This window comes from Hasllibacter sp. MH4015 (assembly GCF_020177575.1).
Classification (GTDB): Bacteria; Pseudomonadota; Alphaproteobacteria; order Rhodobacterales; family Rhodobacteraceae; genus Gymnodinialimonas.
The window spans coordinates 1,149,384-1,167,350 of record NZ_JAHTBK010000001.1; the positions used below are offsets into that span (position 1 = coordinate 1,149,384).

Annotated in this window: 14 protein-coding genes and 1 pseudogene; 9 read left to right on the forward strand and 6 right to left on the reverse strand. The window is 66.7% G+C overall.

Features of this window, described 5'->3' with window-relative positions; all coding sequences use genetic code 11:
• Nucleotides 1-84: 84 nt before the first annotated feature.
• On the reverse strand, nt 85-1,458 hold the full coding sequence (locus KUW62_RS06120) for a M20/M25/M40 family metallo-hydrolase (RefSeq protein WP_224814623.1): 1,374 nt from the start codon (nt 1,456-1,458) through the stop codon (nt 85-87).
• A gap of 396 nt (nt 1,459-1,854) precedes the next feature.
• Between KUW62_RS06120 and KUW62_RS06125 the strand changes: the two genes are divergently transcribed.
• From KUW62_RS06125 to KUW62_RS06155, 8 genes and pseudogenes are all read left to right on the forward strand, one after another.
• The gene (locus tag KUW62_RS06125; protein ID WP_224814624.1) at nt 1,855-2,451 is read left to right on the forward strand and encodes a cytochrome P460 family protein; all 597 of its coding nucleotides are present in this window, start codon (nt 1,855-1,857) and stop codon (nt 2,449-2,451) included.
• A 186-nt stretch (nt 2,452-2,637) separates the two neighbouring features.
• On the forward strand, nt 2,638-3,897 hold the full coding sequence (hemA, locus tag KUW62_RS06130) for a 5-aminolevulinate synthase (protein WP_224814625.1): 1,260 nt from the start codon (nt 2,638-2,640) through the stop codon (nt 3,895-3,897).
• A 287-nt stretch (nt 3,898-4,184) separates the two neighbouring features.
• Nucleotides 4,185-4,493: pseudogene (locus KUW62_RS19070) on the forward strand (helix-turn-helix domain-containing protein); the annotation flags it as partial.
• Between the two features lie 138 nt (nt 4,494-4,631).
• Complete coding sequence (locus KUW62_RS06135) at nt 4,632-5,633, forward strand: DUF4115 domain-containing protein (RefSeq protein ID WP_370632917.1); 1,002 nt, start codon at nt 4,632-4,634, stop codon at nt 5,631-5,633.
• Between the two features lie 114 nt (nt 5,634-5,747).
• On the forward strand, nt 5,748-6,881 hold the full coding sequence (gene ispG, locus KUW62_RS06140) for a flavodoxin-dependent (E)-4-hydroxy-3-methylbut-2-enyl-diphosphate synthase (protein WP_224814627.1): 1,134 nt from the start codon (nt 5,748-5,750) through the stop codon (nt 6,879-6,881).
• A 10-nt stretch (nt 6,882-6,891) separates the two neighbouring features.
• Nucleotides 6,892-7,272, forward strand: a complete 381-nt coding sequence (locus tag KUW62_RS06145; protein WP_224814628.1) for a rhodanese-like domain-containing protein — start codon at nt 6,892-6,894, stop codon at nt 7,270-7,272.
• 250 nt (nt 7,273-7,522) lie between these two features.
• Nucleotides 7,523-8,932, forward strand: a complete 1,410-nt coding sequence (locus tag KUW62_RS06150) for an FAD-binding oxidoreductase (RefSeq protein ID WP_224814629.1) — start codon at nt 7,523-7,525, stop codon at nt 8,930-8,932.
• A complete protein-coding gene (locus KUW62_RS06155) occupies nt 8,933-9,652 on the forward strand; it encodes a VIT family protein (protein ID WP_224814630.1) in 720 nt (239 codons plus the stop codon).
• Here the strand turns inward: KUW62_RS06155 and KUW62_RS06160 are convergent.
• Nucleotides 9,649-11,772, reverse strand: a complete 2,124-nt coding sequence (locus KUW62_RS06160; RefSeq protein WP_224814631.1) for a Wzz/FepE/Etk N-terminal domain-containing protein — start codon at nt 11,770-11,772, stop codon at nt 9,649-9,651. The two genes, KUW62_RS06155 and KUW62_RS06160, sit on opposite strands and share 4 nt — an antisense overlap.
• 316 nt (nt 11,773-12,088) lie before the next feature.
• Between KUW62_RS06160 and KUW62_RS06165 the strand changes: the two genes are divergently transcribed.
• A complete protein-coding gene (locus KUW62_RS06165; RefSeq protein WP_224814632.1) occupies nt 12,089-13,945 on the forward strand; it encodes a nucleoside-diphosphate sugar epimerase/dehydratase in 1,857 nt (618 codons plus the stop codon).
• Nucleotides 13,946-14,057: 112 nt separating this feature from the next.
• On the opposite strand, the gene KUW62_RS06170 is transcribed toward KUW62_RS06165, so the two are convergent.
• The 4 genes from KUW62_RS06170 to KUW62_RS06185 are packed head-to-tail and all read right to left on the reverse strand — an operon-like array spanning nt 14,058 to nt 17,877.
• Nucleotides 14,058-15,170 (reverse strand): N-acetylglucosamine-6-phosphate deacetylase, encoded by a 1,113-nt coding sequence (locus KUW62_RS06170; protein WP_224814633.1) that lies wholly within the window; start codon nt 15,168-15,170, stop codon nt 14,058-14,060.
• On the reverse strand, nt 15,167-16,012 hold the full coding sequence (locus KUW62_RS06175; RefSeq protein WP_224814634.1) for a BadF/BadG/BcrA/BcrD ATPase family protein: 846 nt from the start codon (nt 16,010-16,012) through the stop codon (nt 15,167-15,169). Before KUW62_RS06175 ends, KUW62_RS06170 begins: the two co-directional genes overlap by 4 nt.
• Nucleotides 16,013-16,035: 23 nt before the next feature.
• Entirely contained in the window at nt 16,036-17,124 is a 1,089-nt protein-coding gene (locus tag KUW62_RS06180; protein ID WP_224814635.1) for a Gfo/Idh/MocA family protein, read from the reverse strand.
• Between the two features lie 18 nt (nt 17,125-17,142).
• A complete protein-coding gene (locus tag KUW62_RS06185) occupies nt 17,143-17,877 on the reverse strand; it encodes a GntR family transcriptional regulator (RefSeq protein ID WP_224814636.1) in 735 nt (244 codons plus the stop codon).
• Nucleotides 17,878-17,967: the final 90 nt, after the last annotated feature.

The following is a 17,967-nucleotide window of genomic DNA, read 5'->3' on the forward strand; positions in this document are numbered from 1 at the left end:
AACCGGAGGACTGGACGCCGCGCATGGTGCGGTGGCGGGGCAGGATGCGCCGACCGATGCGCCCCCGTCGCCGCCTTGGCCGCCTCAGCCCGACAGGCCGTGCAGGATGCGCGCCCAGGACCGGATGCCGTGGTGGAAGCTCGACAGGTCGTATTTCTCGTTGGGGGAGTGGATCGCGTCGTCGTCCCGCCCGAAGCCCGCAAGGATCGAATCCATGCCCAGGATCTCCTTGAAATAGCCCGCGACCGGGATCGACCCGCCCGAGCCGATGAAGGCGGCCTCGTTCGGCCATTCCTCCGACAGCGCCGTGCGCGCCACGTCGAAGGCGGGGTGCGAGATGTCCATGGTCGAGGCGGGCGAGGCACCGTGGGCGATGAAATCGGCGCTGCAATCGGGCGGCAATTGCGCCTGGACCCAATCACGGAAGTTCTCCCGCAGGCGCAGCGGGTCCTGGCCCGCGACAAGGCGGAAGCTGATCTTGGCATGGGCCTGGCTTGGCAGCACGGTCTTGAAACCCGCACCGGTATAGCCGCCCCAGATGCCGTTGACCTCTGCCGTGGGGCGCGACCAGATCATCTCAAGCGGGGTACGGTCGGCTTCGCCGGCCGGGTGGCTGAGGCCGACCGGGCCAAGGAAGCCTTCCACGTTGAAGCCCAACCCCTCCCATTGTGCGCGCAACTCCTCCGACAATTCCGGAATGCCGTCGTAGAAACCGGGGACCTGAACGGTTCCCTGCGCGTCGTGGAGGTTGGCAAGGATGCCGGACAGCACGCGGATCGGGTTCATGGCGACGCCGCCGAACATGCCGGAATGCAGGTCGATGGACGGCCCGGTGATCGTGATCTCCTCCTGCAACATCCCGCGCAGTTGGGTCACGATGCCCGGCGTGCCGTCGGAGAAGAGGCCGGTGTCGCAGATCAGCGCGACCTCTGCCCTCAGCTCCTCGGCATTGGCTTCAAGGAACGGGACGAGGGAGGGGGAGCCGGATTCCTCTTCCCCCTCGAAGAAGATGGTGACGCGGGCGGGCAGTTTGCCGGTGACGGCTTTCCAAGCGCGACACGCCTCCACGAAGGTCATCAGCTGGCCGTTGTCGTCGGACGCCCCGCGCGCGCGGATCACCTTCACGCCATTTTGCTCCTCGATCGCGGGATCGAACGGGTCGCGGTGCCAGAGATTGAGCGGATCGACCGGTTGCACATCGTAATGGCCGTAGAAAAGCACGTGGGGCCCGTCATCGGCGCCATGGGCCACGACCATCGGGTGGCCCGTCGTGGGCCGGACGGAGGCGTCGAAGCCGATGCGGCGCAGATCCGCCGCCAGCCATTCGGCGGCGCGCGCGACCTCCGCATCGAAGGCGGGATCGGTGGAGATGGACTGGATGCGCAGAAGCTCCATCAGGCGCGCGGTCGATTGGTCGAGGTCGGTGTCGATACGGGCGAGAACGGCGTCGAGGGACATGGAGGCTCCTGCGGGATTTGGGGTTGTGGCGGCCATAGTGGAGGGGTGGGGCAGGGGGTGCAAGGCGGGACCGTTGCCGACCTGCCGGGGCGGCATTGCGACCGATGGATCGAGGCAGTTTATGCTGGCCAAGTCATCTGCGCGTGCAACCGAAGCGCGCTGGCTGGCCAAATCGCCACCCCGGTGGGGCGGGGCGGCGATGGTTCGGCGGCCTGACGGCCTATGTTCCGAACCTGGCGCGACATGGCGGCGGCGGGTCAGCGACGGACCGGCGTGCAACCCCCACTCCCGCCTTTGTGATCGGCCTTGTGTTTCTTTTTCGCGCGCGCCCGGTCTACCGTCGCATACGCACGGCCGCATTGGCCAAGGGACACCAAACCAGCAGGGACGCCAGTCATGAATACCCGCCTTCTTCTTTCCGCCGCGATGCTTGCGGCGCTTTTCGGCACTTCCGCCGCCGCCGACAGCCATGCCGATGGCTGCACGTTCGAGGCCGAAATCCCCGATTTCACGCAAGAGCAGATCGACGCGCTTTACGCCTGTGTCGAGGCCGAGTTGCTGGAGAATTACACATCCGGCGACAACGAAGTGGCGGCTGTCTACCGCGAATGGGGCCATGCCCAGACCGGACCCGCCGCGCCGGGCTTCCATGGCGGGCGGTTCCTGAACACCTTCGTCAATGACGTGGGATACGACGCCTATATCCAGTACGAGGAAGATGACGAGAGCTTCGAGATGCCGGTGGGCACCGTGATCGCCAAGGAAAGCTATACGTTGCGCGAAAACGCCCCGCGCCGGGGGCCGCTTTTCATCATGACGCGCGTGGCGACGGACGAAGCACCGGACACGGACGGATGGGTCTATTCCGCGGTGCAGCCCAACGGCAATCCGATGAGCATCTCGCAGGCGTTTTGCCACGATTGCCACGGCGGTTTCGCGTTCTCCGACAGCTTGGGATATCCGGCGGTCGAGGTGCGCCTCGGCGCGGAATAACGCAACGTCACGGGCCGCGTCCCCGGGCGCGTAGGGGGGCTGCCCCCCCCTGTTCCATGGACCGATCCCGCGCGGCTTGACCCAGATCAAGGCTTGCCTCGCGGCAAATTGTAGCTTGGCCAAGACGCATGTTGCGCCATATGAACGGCCAAACCGGGTGCGCCCGGACGACAGCCAGCGATCGGAATGCGTGCGGTGCACGGGTTCCGGAGGAGACCGCCAGTGACTTACGACCACGCGCTCGACGCCGCCTTGGGCAAGCTGCACGAGGAGGGGCGCTACCGCACCTTCATCGACATCGAACGGCGCCGTGGCAATTTCCCCCATGCGGTCTGGACCAAGCCCGACGGGTCCGAACAGGACATCACCGTGTGGTGCGGCAACGACTACCTCGGCATGGGGCAGCACCCGGCGGTCCTGGCGGCGATGCACGAGGCGCTGGAGGCGACCGGCGCAGGCTCGGGCGGGACGCGCAACATCTCCGGCACGACGATCTATCACAAGGCGCTGGAAGATGAGCTGCGCGACCTGCACGGCAAGGACGCGGCCCTGGTTTTCACCAGCGCCTATATCGCCAATGACGCGACTTTAAGTACGCTGCCCAAGCTCTTCCCCGGCCTCATTATCTACTCCGACGCGCTGAACCACGCGAGCATGATCGAAGGGGTGCGCCGCAATGGCGGGGCGAAGCGGATCTTCCGGCACAACGACGTGGCCCATCTGCGTGAATTGCTGGAGGCCGACGACGCGGACGCGCCGAAGCTGATCGCGTTCGAATCGATCTATTCCATGGACGGCGATTTCGGCCCGATCGAGGCGATTTGCGATCTGGCGGAGGAGTTCAACGCGCTGACCTACCTTGATGAGGTCCATGCCGTTGGTATGTACGGCCCGCGTGGGGGCGGCGTGGCCGAACGCGACGGGCTGATGGACCGGGTCGACATCATCAACGGCACGCTTGGCAAGGCCTTCGGCGTCCATGGCGGGTACATCGCGGCGAGCGCGAAAATGTGTGACGCCGTAAGGTCTTACGCGCCGGGCTTCATCTTCACGACGTCCTTGCCGCCGGTGGTGGCCGCAGGTGCCGCAGCGTCGGTGCGGTGGCTCAAGGACCATCCCGAACTGCGCGACCTGCACCAGGAACGGGCCGCGGTTCTGAAACTGCACCTGAAGGGTCTTGGCCTGCCGATCATCGACCACGGCAGCCATATCGTGCCCGTCATGGTGGGTGATCCGGTCCATACCAAGGCGATCTCGGACATGCTGCTGGAGGATCACGGCATTTATGTTCAACCGATAAACTATCCCACCGTGCCGCGCGGGACGGAGCGTTTGCGCTTCACGCCGTCGCCGGTCCATGACCCCAAGATGCTGGACGCCCTGGTGCAGGCGATGGACGGCCTATGGTCCCATTGCGCGCTGAACCGGCAGGAACTGGCGGGCTGACGCCGCGCGTTTCCGGGCGGGAATGCGCCATTTTTTCCGGGGCCGTGCCGATTTGGCGCGGCTTTTTTGCAGGTGCCTGAAATACCGCGGAAATCATGGGCTGAAACACGCCGAAACGCACCGTTCGGTGGGTCAACAGGGTGCAACACCCGCCCGCGCCATGGTAATCGGATTGAAATGTCACGGATGGCCTTTGGGAATCATCCGTTTTGGGGTAACATCTAGGGACACAAGGGACGGCCACCACTAGGCATGGTGGTACGACCCATAGAATCGGGGCAGGCCACATGGGCCAGGACAAGGGTCAGTATCGGGACCGGGACGATCGGGACGGGGCACGCGCCTTCGATCCGTCGTCGCAGGTCGTGCAACCGGCCCCAGCCCCCGGATTTGACGGATATGACCTGCTAGACGTGCCGCTCGGCGATCTGCTGCGCGGGGAGCGTGCGACGCTTGGCAAGTCGCTGCTGGACGTGGAGCGGGAGCTTCGCATCCGTGCCACCTATATCGCGGCCATCGAAAATGGTGATGTGGGCGCGTTCCAATCCCCCGGCTTTATCGCCGGTTACGTACGGTCCTACGCACGCTACATGGGGATCGACCCGGAATGGACCTTCCGCCGCTTCTGCGAGGAGACGGGGTTCCAGGGCATCCACGGGGGCAATTCCTCCAAGGCCAGCGACGTCAAACGCTCCATCTCCGACGCGCCGCGCCGCATGGACCCCAACGAGGTCATGTCGTCGTCGCGCATCTCCTACGCGCCGGAGCGTGACAGCGTGTTCGCGCGGGTCGAGCCCGGCGCGCTTGGCTCCATCGCCGTGCTGCTCGTCCTCGCCATCGGCATCGGCTACGGCGCCTGGGCGATCCTGAACGACATCCAGCGCCTGCAGATCGCGCCCATCGACGAGGCCCCCGCCGTGCCGCTGGCGCAGTTGGACCCGCTGTCGGGCGTCGCCGAAGGCGCGTTCGACGTGGCCCAGGGCTTCGATATCGCGGTGCCGGGGCCGGAAACGGCGGATCGCCTCTATCGTCCGCAGGCGCTGGAAGCGCCGGTGCTGACGCCGCGCGATTCCGCCCTGTCCACGCTCAACCCCGATGAGGTCGGCACGCTCGGCACCATCGCGGCGGAGGATCGCGCCGCCCCGCAACTGGCCGGTGCCGCGCCGCAGGCCGCCGCCAGCCCGGTGCAGGTCACGCAGGCCAGCGACCAGGTGATGATCTTCGCCACGCGCCCCACCTGGGTGCGGGTGACGTCGGCCAGCGGCGATACGATCGACGAAATGACGCTCAATGCCGGGGACAGCTACCTCGTGCCCGAGGATGTCGGCACGCCGCTTCTGCGCACGGGCAATGCCGGATCGCTCTATTTCGCGGTGAACGGCGTGGCGCTTGGCCCGGCCGGGCAGGGGGCGACCATCGTGCGTGACGTGGAGCTGACCGCCGATGCGCTGTCGGCCAATTTCACGATGGCCGATACCAGCGCCGATCCCGACTTGCCGGAAATCGCGTCGCTCGTCCTGGACGTCAGCGCCTTGCCCGCCGCCCCCGTCACCGTGCCGGAACAGCCGCAAAGCATCGTCTACGATCCCACAGGCGCGGCGGAGGCCGAGGCGATGCAGGCGGCCTATGCCGATCTGCCCGCGGACGTGGCCGCGGCCCTGGTGGCCGCCAACGCGCGGCCCGTCGTCGTCCTGACCCCGGGACCGGACGTGCAGCGGCCCGAGCAGCGGCCCTAAGCCAGGTTCTCCGCCCGGCCGCATCGGGCAATTCGCAGCACCTGGCGCGCGCGTCATTGTCCAGCCCGCCTGACATGTCTATCTTGGCCCCAAGCTGTGCGAAAAGGCCCGAGCATGTCCCACAATCCGATCCGTCCCTGGCGCAATATCGACCGCCGCAAGACCCGTCAGATCAGGGTGGGTAACGTGCCGGTGGGCGGCGACGCCCCGATCTCCGTCCAGACGATGACGAACACGCTGACCACCGATGCCAGCGCCACGATCAAGCAGGTGATCGCCTCGGCGGAGGCGGGGGCGGATATCGTCCGCGTCTCGGTGCCCGACGCCGACAGCGCGGCGGCCATGCACGAGATCTGCCGCGAAAGCCCGGTGCCGATCGTGGCGGACATCCATTTCCACTACAAGCGCGGGATCGAGGCGGCGGAGGCCGGCGCGGCCTGCCTCAGGATCAATCCCGGCAATATCGGGGACGCGGCCCGCGTGAAGGAAGTGGTGCGCGCCGCCCGAGACAATGATTGCTCAATCCGGATCGGGGTGAATGCGGGGAGCCTGGAACGGCACCTGCTGGAGAAATACGGCGAGCCGTGCCCTGACGCGATGGTCGAAAGCGGCATGCATCACATCAAGCTGCTGGAAGACAACGACTTCCACGAATTCAAGATTTCCATGAAGGCGTCGGACATCTTCATGACCGCCGCCGCCTACCAGCAATTGGCCGATCAGACCGACGCGCCGTTCCATATGGGGATCACGGAAGCGGGCGGATTTGTCGGCGGCACGGTGAAATCGGCGATCGGCCTTGGCAATCTGCTCTGGGCCGGGATCGGCGACACGATGCGCGTGAGCCTCAGCGCGGACCCGGTGGAAGAGGTGAAGATCGGCTTCGAGATCCTGAAATCGCTCGGGCTGCGGCACCGCGGCGTCAACATCATCTCCTGCCCGTCCTGCGCGCGGCAGGGCTTCGACGTCATCAAGACGGTCGAGGTACTGGAGCGGCGGCTGGAACATATCAAGACGCCGATGAGCCTGTCGATCATCGGCTGCGTGGTGAATGGGCCGGGCGAGGCGCTGATGACCGATGTGGGCTTCACCGGCGGCGGGGCGGGCAGCGGCATGGTCTACCTTGCGGGCAAGCAGAGCCACAAATTGAGCAATGACCAGATGGTCGACCACATCGTCGAACAGGTCGAGAGGAAGGCCGAGGAGATCGAGGCCGCGAAAACCGCCGCCGATCAGGCCGCGGAATAGGGAGCGCGACATGACCAAGAGTGCCAAGGATTACATGGAGGCGGCGAATGCGACCGTCCCCAAACTGTCCGCAGAGGAGGCGATCGCGAAGCACGCCGCCGGTGCGGGTGTGTTCATCGACGTGCGCGACAGCGCCGATATCGCCAAGTCCGGTACCATCAAGGGGGCGCATCGCGTGCCGCGCGGCATGATCGAGTTCCGCGCCGACCCGGGCGTCGAGGCGCTCTATGATCCGGTCTTCCGCAAGGACGCGGAGATCTACCTGATCTGCGGCGCGGGCGGGCAGGCGGCCCTGGCGGGCAAGACCCTGCAGGAGATGGGGTTCGCCAACGTCACCAATATCGGCGGCTTCCCCGCCTGGAAAGACGCGGGCGGCCCGACGGAGGACTGACCCGGCGCGCCCGGATCGGGCAAGGGCGGTCCCGCCCACGACGCGAAGGCAGGGCCTTCGGTCGCGGTTGGGCGTGGCGCCGCGGGCGCGGGCCGGGGCCCGCGCGGCGCGACGTGGGGCGCGCGCGGCAGGCTCGGGTGCGCGCATTCGGGCCGAGTGGTCCGGGATCGGACCCTCCGGGGGAGGTATTTTTGAAGCAAAGAAGGCGCCGCTGCGTGATCTTTGGGGGCTTAGCGGGGGAGGAGACGGGATGGCATTGCTTGCGGATTTGCCGAGAAACGAAGAGGGCATCGCCACGGCGCTTGGGGTTCTGACCCAGCGCCTTGGCCCCAGGGTGGAGACCGGCCAGGCGCTGCGGGAACAGCACGGCCACACCACCACATGGCTGCGCAACCAGCCGCCCGATGCGGTGATCTTTCCGCAATCGACCGACGAAGTGCAGGAGATCGTGCGCATCTGCGCCACCCATCGCGTGCCGATCATCCCCTTCGGCACCGGCACCTCGCTCGAGGGCCACGTGAATGCGCCCGCGGGCGGCATCTCGCTCGATTTCAGCCAGATGGACGCGATCCTGGCGGTCCATGCCGAGGATATGGATGTGGTGATCCAGCCCGGGGTGACGCGCAAGGCGCTCAACACCCATCTGCGCGATACGGGGCTGTTCTTTCCGATCGATCCCGGTGCGGACGCGTCGCTTGGCGGGATGGCGGCCACCAATGCCAGCGGCACCTGTGCGGTGCGCTACGGGACGATGAAGGACAACGTCCTGGCGCTGAAGGCGGTGTTGCCCTCGGGCGAAGTGGTCAAGAGTGCGGCGCGGGCGCGCAAGACCTCCGCCGGATATGACCTGACCCGGCTGATCGTGGGAAGCGAGGGCACCCTTGGCCTGATCACGGAGCTGACGCTGAAGTTGCAGGGCATTCCGGAGGCGATGTCGGCGGCCACCTGTTCCTTCCCGAGCGTGGAGGCCGCGTGCAGGGCGGTGATTGGAGCGTTCCAATACGGCCTGCCGGTGGCGCGGATCGAATTGCTCGACGCGCTTCAAGTGCGGGCCTGCAATGCCTATTCCAAACTGTCCCTTCCGGAGACACCGCTCCTGCTGCTGGAATTCCACGGCTCGGAGGCCGGTGTCACGGAACAGGCGGAGATTTTCGGGGAGATCGCGGGCGATCACGGCGCCACCGGCTTCACCTTCACCACGCGGGAGGAGGAGCGCATTGCCCTTTGGCAGGCGCGCCACGATGCCTATTGGGCGGCGCTGCAACTCCGCCCCGGTGCGCAGGGCATTTCCACCGATGTCTGCGTCCCGATCAGCCGCCTGGCCGATTGCGTCACCGGGGCCCAGGACAAGCTGGCCGAACTGGGCTTCACTGCGCCCATCGTGGGCCATGTGGGGGACGGGAATTTCCACACCCTGCTGCTGATCGACATGGAGGATCCCGAGGAGATCGCGAAGGCGGAAGGCTTCGTGGGCTGGCTCAACGATCTGGCGATTTCTATGGACGGGACCTGCACCGGGGAACACGGGATCGGGCAGGGGAAGGCGAAGTACCTGGACCGCGAATTGGGGCCCGGCGCGGGTGCCATGATGGCGGCGATCAAGCGCGGGGTCGATCCCGACAACATCTTCAATCCCGGCAAGATCGGCTTGCCCGTCTGAATGGTGCGGCCCGTCGCATCCAGCGTCCCGTCGGCCCATGCCGAACCGCACCTGTCGGGCCGCAGCGGGTGGTTGCGGGCCGCGGTGATGGGGGCCAATGACGGCATCCTGTCGACCGCGTCCCTGATTGCGGGGGTGGCGGCGGGGGTGGCCGACAAGCCCACGATTCTGCTGGCGGGGCTTGCGGGGCTGGTGGCGGGTGCGCTTTCCATGGCGGCGGGGGAATACGTCTCCGTCTCGTCCCAGGCGGATGCGGAAAAGGCGGATGTGGCGCGCGAACGCGCGGAGCTGGAGCGCAATCCCGAGGCGGAACTGGCGGAGCTGACGGCGATCTACGAGGAGCGGGGACTAACACCGGACCTCGCCTCCGACGTGGCGCAGCAATTGACGGAGGCCGACGCCCTAACCGCCCATCTGCGCGACGAGATCGGGCTGACGGATCTGTCGCCACCCCGGCCCGTGCAGGCGGCACTCGTCTCGGCACTTACGTTCGCGGGCGGGGCGGCGGTGCCCCTTGGCATAGCGGCCATCTCCCCGCTCAACGGCATCACGTGGTGGGTGGCGGCGGCGACGCTGGCCGCGCTTGGCACGCTTGGTGCACTGGGCGCGCGTGTGGGCGGGGCGCCCAAGGCGCGCGCGGCCCTGCGGGTGATGATCTGGGGGGCGGTAGCCATGGCCGCGACCTCCGCCATCGGCACATTGGTGGGCGAGGCGCTCTAGTCGGTCGAGTAATAGCCCGACGAATAGCCGTCATACCCGTATTGCCCGGAATAGCCGTAGCTTTTCATCTTCTTGGCATCGACCTGTGTCAGCACCGCGCCGTCGGCGGGATGCCCGACGGAGGCCAGCATCTCCAGCCCCTGGCGCACTTGCGTGCGGGTGGTGGAGCCCCAGCGCACCGCGAAGATCGCGATATCGGCATAGCGCGTCAGCACGCGCGCATCGGGCACGGCCAGAACCGGCGGGCTGTCGATGATGATGTGGTGGTAATGGCCACGCAGGCGGGTGATCAGCTCCTTGAAGCGGCGGGTCTCGAACAGATCGGCGGCGTTGAAATCCCCGCCCGAGCCCATCAGGACCTCGATCCCCAGCTCCTCGTCGAACAGATCGACCTCCTCCAGACGCTTGCGGCCAAGCACCACGTCGATGAGTTGCACGCAGTTGCGCGCCTCCTCGTTGACATAGGCGCGCAGGGTCTGGCGGCGCACATCGGCCTCCACCAGCAAGGTGCGCTTGCCTTCCAGCGTGGCGAAATACCGCGCCAGCGCCAGGGACAGGGTCGTCTTGCCCTCTCCGGGGATGGAGGAGGTGACGAGGATGACCTGAGGCTCGGCTTCCGTATTGGTCATCAGGATCGAGGTGCGCAGGTTGCGCACCGCCTCCGCGAAGACCGAATTGGGCTTGTCCTTGAGGCTTTTCAACACGCCGCGCCGGTCGCTGGTGGACATGGCGGGCAGGCTGCCCAGAACCGGGGTGCGGGTGTATTGCTGCACCTCGTCGGAGGTGCGGAAGCCCGCGAAACGCATCTCGCGCACCAGCGCGATCGCGGCCCCGAGGACCGCACCCAGGAACCCGCCGACCATCAGAAGGAACATGACGCGCGGGCTTGACGGCGGGCGTGGTACCGCTTCGGACAGGATGCGGCTGTCGGCGCTTTCTAGGCCGCGCTGGACGCTGGCCTCCTGCAGGCGCGTCAGGAATGTCTGGTAGAGCAGGCGCGCGGCGTCGGCCTCCCGTTCCAGTTGCTGCATCGCGATCAATTCGTCCGATTGCGTGCTGATCTGGTCGGTCAATTCCTCCGCCGAGCGTTCGAGGGAGGTCAACTGCGCCTCGCTGCGGCGGATGTCGCTGGCCACGTCGTCCACGATCCCCTGGATCGCGAGTTCGGCCGCATCTTCGTTCAGGCGACCGGCGCGGAACCGTTGCACGATGCCGCTGAACCGTCCGTCGCCCGCGGATTCGGCCACGTCCACCATTGCCGCGCCACCCTCGACGCCCTCGAACAGCGTCAGCAGGGATTGATCCGTGGCGATGCTGGCGCGTGCCTCGTCGATGCGGGCGCGCAGGTCGCGCAATTGCAGGTTCTGGGCCTGCAACAGGTCCGCGTCGATCACATCGGAGGCTTCCATCCGCTGTGCGAGGTCCTGTTCCAGCATCTCCACATTCGCCTCAAGCTCGGTGGTGCGTTCGGACAGGAACTCGATGGCCCGGGTGGAATCGTCGAGCTTCCGGCGGATCTGGTTGTCGATATAGAGCTCCGCCAGCCGGTTCACGATCAGCGCCGATTGGTTCGGGTCCGTCGTCTCGATCGAGATGCGGAATGCCAGGGACTGGCGCACGTTGGTGACCCGGATCAGGCCGCTCAGGCGGTCGATCACGATATTGCGCAGCGCGCTTTCGGGCGGGGTGCGCGGTTCCGCGCCTGACAGGAAGGCGGTCAGACGGCCCATCAGGTTCAGCTCCGTACTGGCGAATTCCGGCACCTCGGTCAGGTTGAGGTCGTCGACCAGCTCCCCGATCAGGTTGCGGGAGCGGAAGACCTCGATCTCGGTATTGATCGCGACGGTATCGGTGCCACCGCCCGCAAAGATGCTCTCGATATCGCCGATGACCTGTTGCTCGCCCCCTTCCAGCGCCACCGTGGCGGTGGCGGGGTACAGCGGCACGGCGACGCGGGTGGCGTAGTAGCCGGTGCAAAGCACGCCGATGATGGCGAAAAGGAGTATCCACCACTTGCCGCGCCACAGCGTCGAGAAGAGCGCCATGAGGTCGATTTCAGCAACGATATCGGCAGGGGGATCGAAGGAGCGTGTGTCGGATCGCTCGTCAGCTCGGCTCATCTGCGGTGGGTGTCCGTCTTTTGTCGTAGAGGTCGTTGGGCCGCGAGTCTAAGCGACGGGTCCGGGAATGGCGATAGGGAAATCCCCGGGCGCAATCCCCCTTGGCGGCACGGTGCCCGGCGGGTCGGCGGGATCGCGCGGCGGGCCGGGCGCTTGATCGGCAGAAGCGCACCGATGGCGGGGACGGTTGCAGAAAATGCTGACATCGCGGGGCATTGTGGCCTATAGCGCGCTTGGGATCGCGTCTGCACACGCGACATTAAGGGAAAATTAACCTGATCCACGTCCGAATGGTCCAAGGGATCGGGGTGCCGATATGCTGAACGATATGACGCGCCGCCAGAAGCGGTACATGTTTCTGCTCTTTGACTGGGCGATGGTGCCGCTGGCCCTCGCCGCCGCGTTTGCGTTGCGTTACGGCGATCTCTTCCCCGGTGAACAATTGCGCGCCTCCCTTCCGCTGATCGCGGTGATGGTGGGCTTCGCGCCCTTCGTGGTCATCACCTGTCGGTTGCCATGGATCAAGCTGACGGCGCTGGACGTCACCGCGATGATCCGGATCGCCACGGCCTCCGTCATCCTCGGCGTGGCGGCGATGGTGGCAAGCTACCTTCTGTCGGTCAGCGCGCCGCGCTCCGTGCCGATCATCTTCGGCGCGCTGTTTTTCGTGTTGTCGGTGATCGGGCGCAATGTCGGTGCCGTGGTCATCGGCGGGCTTTTGGACCGCAATCACGGTGTGCCCGTGGCGATCTACGGGGCCGGGGCGGCGGGTATCCAGCTGGCCTCCGCCCTGCGGGCCAGTTCCGAAGTCCGCCCCGTCATATTCATCGACGATAACCCGTCGCTCCATGGCCTGCTGATCTCGGGCCTCAGCGTCGCGTCCCCTGAATCCCTGCGCCGTTTGGTGGAAGAGGGGCAGATCACCCGTATCCTCGTGGCCATGCCGTCCCTGTCCAAGGGGCAGCTGGACCGATTGGTGGAGGATCTGTCGGCCTTTGGCGTCGAGGTGCAGGTTCTGCCGTCCTATGTCGACCTGATCTCGGGCAAATCGAACGAGTTGAAGACCGTGGCGCCCGATGCGCTTCTGGGCCGCGACAAGGTGGATCTGGACGTGCCCGACATCGCCAAGGCCTATGCGGGACGGGTGGTGATGATCACCGGGGCGGGCGGGTCAATCGGGTCGGAATTGTGCCGCCAATTGCTCGATTGCGGGCCGTCGCGGATCGTCTTCTACGAACAATCGGAATACGCGCTCTATGAGATCGACCGCGAATTGCGCCCCCGGGCGGAGGAGGCGCGGATCGCGGTGTCCGCGCGGCTCGGCTCCGTCACCAACCCCGCCCGCGTCGCATCCGTCATGGCCGATGAGGGCGTTGATATCGTCCTGCACGCCGCCGCCTACAAGCACGTCCCCCTGGTGGAGGACAATGAGCTGGAAGGCGCGCGCAACAACGTGATCGGCACCCAGATCGTCGCCGCCGCCGCGGAGGCCGCGGGGGTCGAACGCTTCATCCTCGTCTCCACCGACAAGGCGGTGCGCCCGACCAACATCATGGGCGCGACCAAGCGCATGGCTGAAATGGTGGTGCAGGACATGGCCTCGCGCGCCACACGCACCCGTTTCGCCATGGTGCGCTTCGGCAATGTGCTGGGATCGTCGGGCTCCGTCCTGCCGCTGTTCCAGCGCCAGATCCGCGTGGGCGGGCCGGTGACGGTCACGCATCCCGATGTCACCCGCTTCTTCATGACCATCCCCGAGGCCGCGCGCCTTGTGCTTCTGGGCGGGGCCTATGCCACGGGCGGCGATGTCTTCGTGCTCGATATGGGCAAGCCGATGCGCATCTACGACATTGCCGAACGGATGATCCAGATGTCGGGCGCCAAGGTGCGCGATGCGGATCATCCCCAGGGGATCGAGATCAAGATCACCGGCCTGCGTCCGGGCGAAAAGCTCTACGAGGAATTGCTGATCGACGATGACAGCCTGATCGCCACGCCGCATCCCAAGATCCTTAGGGCGGAGGAGGATCGGCTGAGCCAGATCGAAGTCGCTGGCATGGTGCGGGAGGCCAAGGCCGCGATCGAGCAGGGTGATGCAGAGCGGTTCCGCGTGACGGTGGAGGGCTTCGTGAAAGGCTACTCCCGCCCGCCCCATACCGACAAATCCGCCTGACCCATAGCGGTTTGTCCAGACCCTCAATCGGGTGTCGGGAAGACGTCGCAGCGCGGCATTGATGGCGCCGCATTTCTCAAAAAACTGATCTCTCAGGCTTTGACGAAAGGCTTTAGGCCTGTTGCCATCCCTCCAGCAGATGCAGGCGCGGTGCCGCGCCTTCGGGCCAGGCATGGAAAACAGCCGGGTCGCCAGGTGCAAGATCGGGCGCGATCCCCATCAGGGCGCGCGGCGTGGTGGTCGCCATGCGGATCACGGCATCGCGGGGCAGGGCGGTCGCCGCCTCCATCACCGCCACCGCGCGCGCCAGCGTCAGGTCCGCGCCCGCCAGCGTTCCATCCTCCAATGTCAGCCGCCCGTCTTGCCGCGTGATCCTGCGCCCGCCCAGTGCGAACACCGCGTGATCCGTTCCCGCCACGGCCATGGCATCACTGACCAGATAGGCCGCCGCCCCGTGCCGCGCGGCAAGGCGCAGCATGTCGGGATGCACATGAACCCCGTCGGCGATCAATCCGAAGCTGCCACGCTCCAACGCCGCAAGGGCCAGACCCGGCGCGCGGTGGTCGAGCCCGGACATGGCGTTGAACAGATGTGTCGCAGCCACGGCACCTGCATCGAATGCCGTCCGCGCCGTGGCGCTGTCACACCCGGAATGGCCGAGCGCCACGATGATACCCTCCGCGCAGAGGGCGGCGATCCGCTCCGGCGGCACAAGCTCCGGCGCTATCGTCAGTTTCAGCCGCCCGACCTGCCCCTTCACGCGGGCGTAGAGCGCCAGGTCATCGTCGGTGAGCGGGCGCAGCATCGCCGGGTCATGGGCACCGGGCCGCGTCAGATGCGGCCCTTCCAGATGCAGGCCCCGGATCTGCCACAGACCCGCGCGGCGGGCCTCCTCGATCAGATCGGCGATCCGCGCGATCTCCGCCGCCGTGTCGGAAATCAGCGTGGGCAGGATATGGGGCACGCCATCGTGCAAATGCGCCTCGGCCATCGCCCGCAAATCCGCCACGTCGCGGCACGCCCCCAGCATCAGGCCGCCGCCGCCATTGACCTGCACGTCGAACATCGGCGGTGACACGATCTGCCCGCCAAGGTCTTCGCGCGTATCACCCGTGCCGTCGCCCGCCGCGACGATGTCCGCGATGCACCCCCCTTCCACGACCAGGTCGCGCCAGTGCATGTCCTGCGCCCCGATCAGGGCGGCATTGGCGAAGACATGCCTCATGGCAGGGCCCGCGCCATGGCAAGCGCCCCGTCGAGCGCGGAGCCCTTGGGCGCTTGCAGCCCCGCTGCCTCTGTGTCGCGCAACCGCCCCGCCAGCGCTTTCCCAAGCCCGCCGGTCAGGACCCAGGGCGCGCCCTCGGGATGGCCGATGTCGCGCAGGCCGCGTCGCAATTCCGCCTCCACCGATCCTTGCAGGTCGTCCGCCCACGCGCCGGGATGTGCCAGCACTATGGGGGCGAGCGCAGCGAAGTCCTCGGGCCCCGCGTCGCGCGCGAACAGGACGGGATGCGCGCCGATCTCCGCTAGCAGGGCCGCGCGCAGGGGATCGTCGCGGAAATGGTCCAACCGCCCATCCTCGATCCGGCAAAGTTGCGACAGGGCCAGATGCCCCAGCCACGCGGCGGAGCCTTCGTCCCCCAAATCGAAGCCCCAGCCGCCCTGATGGGTCACGCCCCGCCCGTCGCGGCGGATGAGGAACGACCCGGTGCCAAGGTTCACAAGCGTCCCCTCCGCCCCCGCAAAGGCACCTTCCAACGCCGTGACGCTGTCATCGACCACGTAGGCCAGAACCGACAGGCGCATGGCGAAGGCATCGGCCACGCCGGGCAGGCGGCACCCGGCCAGCCCCGCCACGATACGCGCGCCGGTAAGATCCTCCAGGCTCAGGTCCAATGGCCCAAGCGCATCGGCAAGCGCCAGGCGGATCGCGGCCTCCGCCGCTGCGGGGTCGGTGACGACGTTGGCGGGCCCGCCTTCGGCCCGCGCCTCCCGCCCGCCCGCCACGGCGACAACCCGGCACCCCGTGCCGCCGCCGTCGATCCCGATATGCAAGGTCGTGTCCATCGCGGGGCAGCTTAGGGCAGGGATCAGATCAGCGAAACCACCCGGCCGGTCAGGGCCGCCTCCTGCGCCGCCATGCCCATGCGCACTGCCGCCGCCCCGTCGGCCAGCGTCACCTGCGGCTGGTGGCCATGGCGCACGACTTTCAGGAATTGTACGTGCTGGTAATAGGTGGAGCCGTGGTGATCGCCTGCCGTCAGCAAATCCTTGTCGACCGGGGTGTCATGCACGACCTGCCCCGTGGTCGGCGCGCGGGGGCTGACGATCACCTTGGGCATCGGGGCCGGGCCCAGATCGGGGTTCCAGAACCGGGTGGGGCCAGGCACCTTCGCCTCGATCTTGCCGGAGGGACCGACGGCGCTGATCTCCTCCTGGTACTCGCTGCCCTCGGCGAACATGCACAGGTCCAGAAGCGCGCGCGCGCCGCGGGCGAAATCGACGATGACATAGCCATGGTCCCAGATGTCAGGCACGCGCCCGCCATAGACCTCATCAAGATGGTTCACGGCCTGACCGGCACTGGCCATCACGCGCACCGGCTCATCGCGCAGGATCAGGCGCATCAGGTCGAAGAAGTGGCAGCATTTCTCGACGAAGGTACCACCGCTATTTTCGTTAAAGCGGTTCCAGTCGCCGACCTTTTCGAGAAACGGAAAGCGGTGTTCGCGGATTGACAGCATCTTGATCCCGCCGGTGGCGGCATCCACCAGCTCCCGGAACTTGGCCACGGGCGGCATGTAGCGGTATTCCATCGCTACCCAGACCGGGGCGGCGTAGCTGTCCGCGAAGGCCGCCACATCGCCCGCATCCTCCGGCGCGGTGAAAAGCGGCTTCTCGCACAGGATCGGCAGGGTGCGCAGGCCCGCGATCTGCTTGAGCGTCGCGACATGGGTGTGGTTGGGCGACGCGATCACCAGCGCGTCGACATCGTTGCGCGTCACCAGGCTTTCGAGATCGGGGGCGCGGGTCGCCCGGGGCTCCGTCGCCTGCGCGCGCGCGGCCATCGTGTCATCGGGCTCGAAGAACCCCGTGACCTGCGTGTCGGCCAGAAGCGCGATGTTGCGCATATGCTCCTGCCCCATCATGCCCGCACCCACGATGCCGTATCGCGTCATAGTCTTTCGTCCTTCACGTCAGGGCACCCGCGCGAAATACCGCGCGCGGGTGGGATCGAACCAGGTTCGGGAAAACTCGCAAGGGGCGCCGTATTGGTCGAAGGCGCGGCGCTCCACGTAGCCCATCATGTGCCCGGGCGCGAGGCCGAGGTCCTCGGGCGCCCAATCCGGCAAGGCGGCGGCGCTGATGCGATCCTCCACGTTGCGGATCTTCAGGAACAGCCGCTCCTCATAGGTGCGGTAGAGCGATTCGGAGATTGTTCTAGGCGTCAGGCCATTGTCGTCATGCCAGCGCCCGTCGAGCCAGATCTCCTCCAACGCCACAGGCTCCGCGCTCAACGACCGCAGCCGGCGCATCCGGATACCGAAGGGCAGGGTCGTCCCGATATCGGGGATGTCGGCGGGCTTGGTCATCTTGGCCATGTCCAGAAGCCGCGCCGTGGGCAGGCCTCCGCCGCCCGGGTTCCGTTCCAGCCGGAACAGCGCGTAGGTGCCGACGTTGGATTTGCCCCCCAGCACGTAATTGCCCGACCCCTGCCGCCGGTCGATCAGCCCCCGGTCGGCCAGCACCTGAAGCGCCTTGCGCAGGGTCGCGACGGCCACGCCGAAATCGGCGGCCATCTGGCGTTCCGGGGGCAGCTTGTCCCCCTCACCCAGACGCCCGCCGCCGATGTCGATCGTCAGCTCTTCGGCGATGCGAAGATAGGTCGGAAGCGCGCCCTGTTCGGACGCGTCGCGCGTGTCACCCGGCATCGCGTCCTCCCTTCGCTTGGCCGAAATTGATATACCATTGATATACCTATTCATCGTTGCTACGCCTGAGCAGGCGAAAGATCAAGGGAG

Bases quoted from the DNA above. Each gene is read 5' to 3' on its own strand.
- KUW62_RS06165 (WP_224814632.1), top strand. From the start codon at position 12,089: ATGCTGAACGATATGACGCGCCGCCAGAAGCGGTACATGTTTCTGCTC.
- KUW62_RS06125 (WP_224814624.1), top strand. From the start codon at position 1,855: ATGAATACCCGCCTTCTTCTTTCCGCCGCGATGCTTGCGGCGCTTTTC.
- KUW62_RS06185 (WP_224814636.1), bottom strand. From the start codon at position 17,877: ATGCCGGGTGACACGCGCGACGCGTCCGAACAGGGCGCGCTTCCGACC.
- KUW62_RS06120 (WP_224814623.1), bottom strand. From the start codon at position 1,458: ATGTCCCTCGACGCCGTTCTCGCCCGTATCGACACCGACCTCGACCAA.
- KUW62_RS06150 (WP_224814629.1), top strand. From the start codon at position 7,523: ATGGCATTGCTTGCGGATTTGCCGAGAAACGAAGAGGGCATCGCCACG.
- KUW62_RS06145 (WP_224814628.1), top strand. From the start codon at position 6,892: ATGACCAAGAGTGCCAAGGATTACATGGAGGCGGCGAATGCGACCGTC.
- hemA (WP_224814625.1), top strand. From the start codon at position 2,638: ATGCGTGCGGTGCACGGGTTCCGGAGGAGACCGCCAGTGACTTACGAC.
- ispG (WP_224814627.1), top strand. From the start codon at position 5,748: ATGTCCCACAATCCGATCCGTCCCTGGCGCAATATCGACCGCCGCAAG.
- KUW62_RS06180 (WP_224814635.1), bottom strand. From the start codon at position 17,124: ATGACGCGATACGGCATCGTGGGTGCGGGCATGATGGGGCAGGAGCAT.
- KUW62_RS06175 (WP_224814634.1), bottom strand. From the start codon at position 16,012: ATGGACACGACCTTGCATATCGGGATCGACGGCGGCGGCACGGGGTGC.
- KUW62_RS06170 (WP_224814633.1), bottom strand. From the start codon at position 15,170: ATGAGGCATGTCTTCGCCAATGCCGCCCTGATCGGGGCGCAGGACATG.
- KUW62_RS06160 (WP_224814631.1), bottom strand. From the start codon at position 11,772: ATGAGCCGAGCTGACGAGCGATCCGACACACGCTCCTTCGATCCCCCT.
- KUW62_RS06155 (WP_224814630.1), top strand. From the start codon at position 8,933: ATGGTGCGGCCCGTCGCATCCAGCGTCCCGTCGGCCCATGCCGAACCG.
- KUW62_RS06135 (WP_370632917.1), top strand. From the start codon at position 4,632: ATGTCGTCGTCGCGCATCTCCTACGCGCCGGAGCGTGACAGCGTGTTC.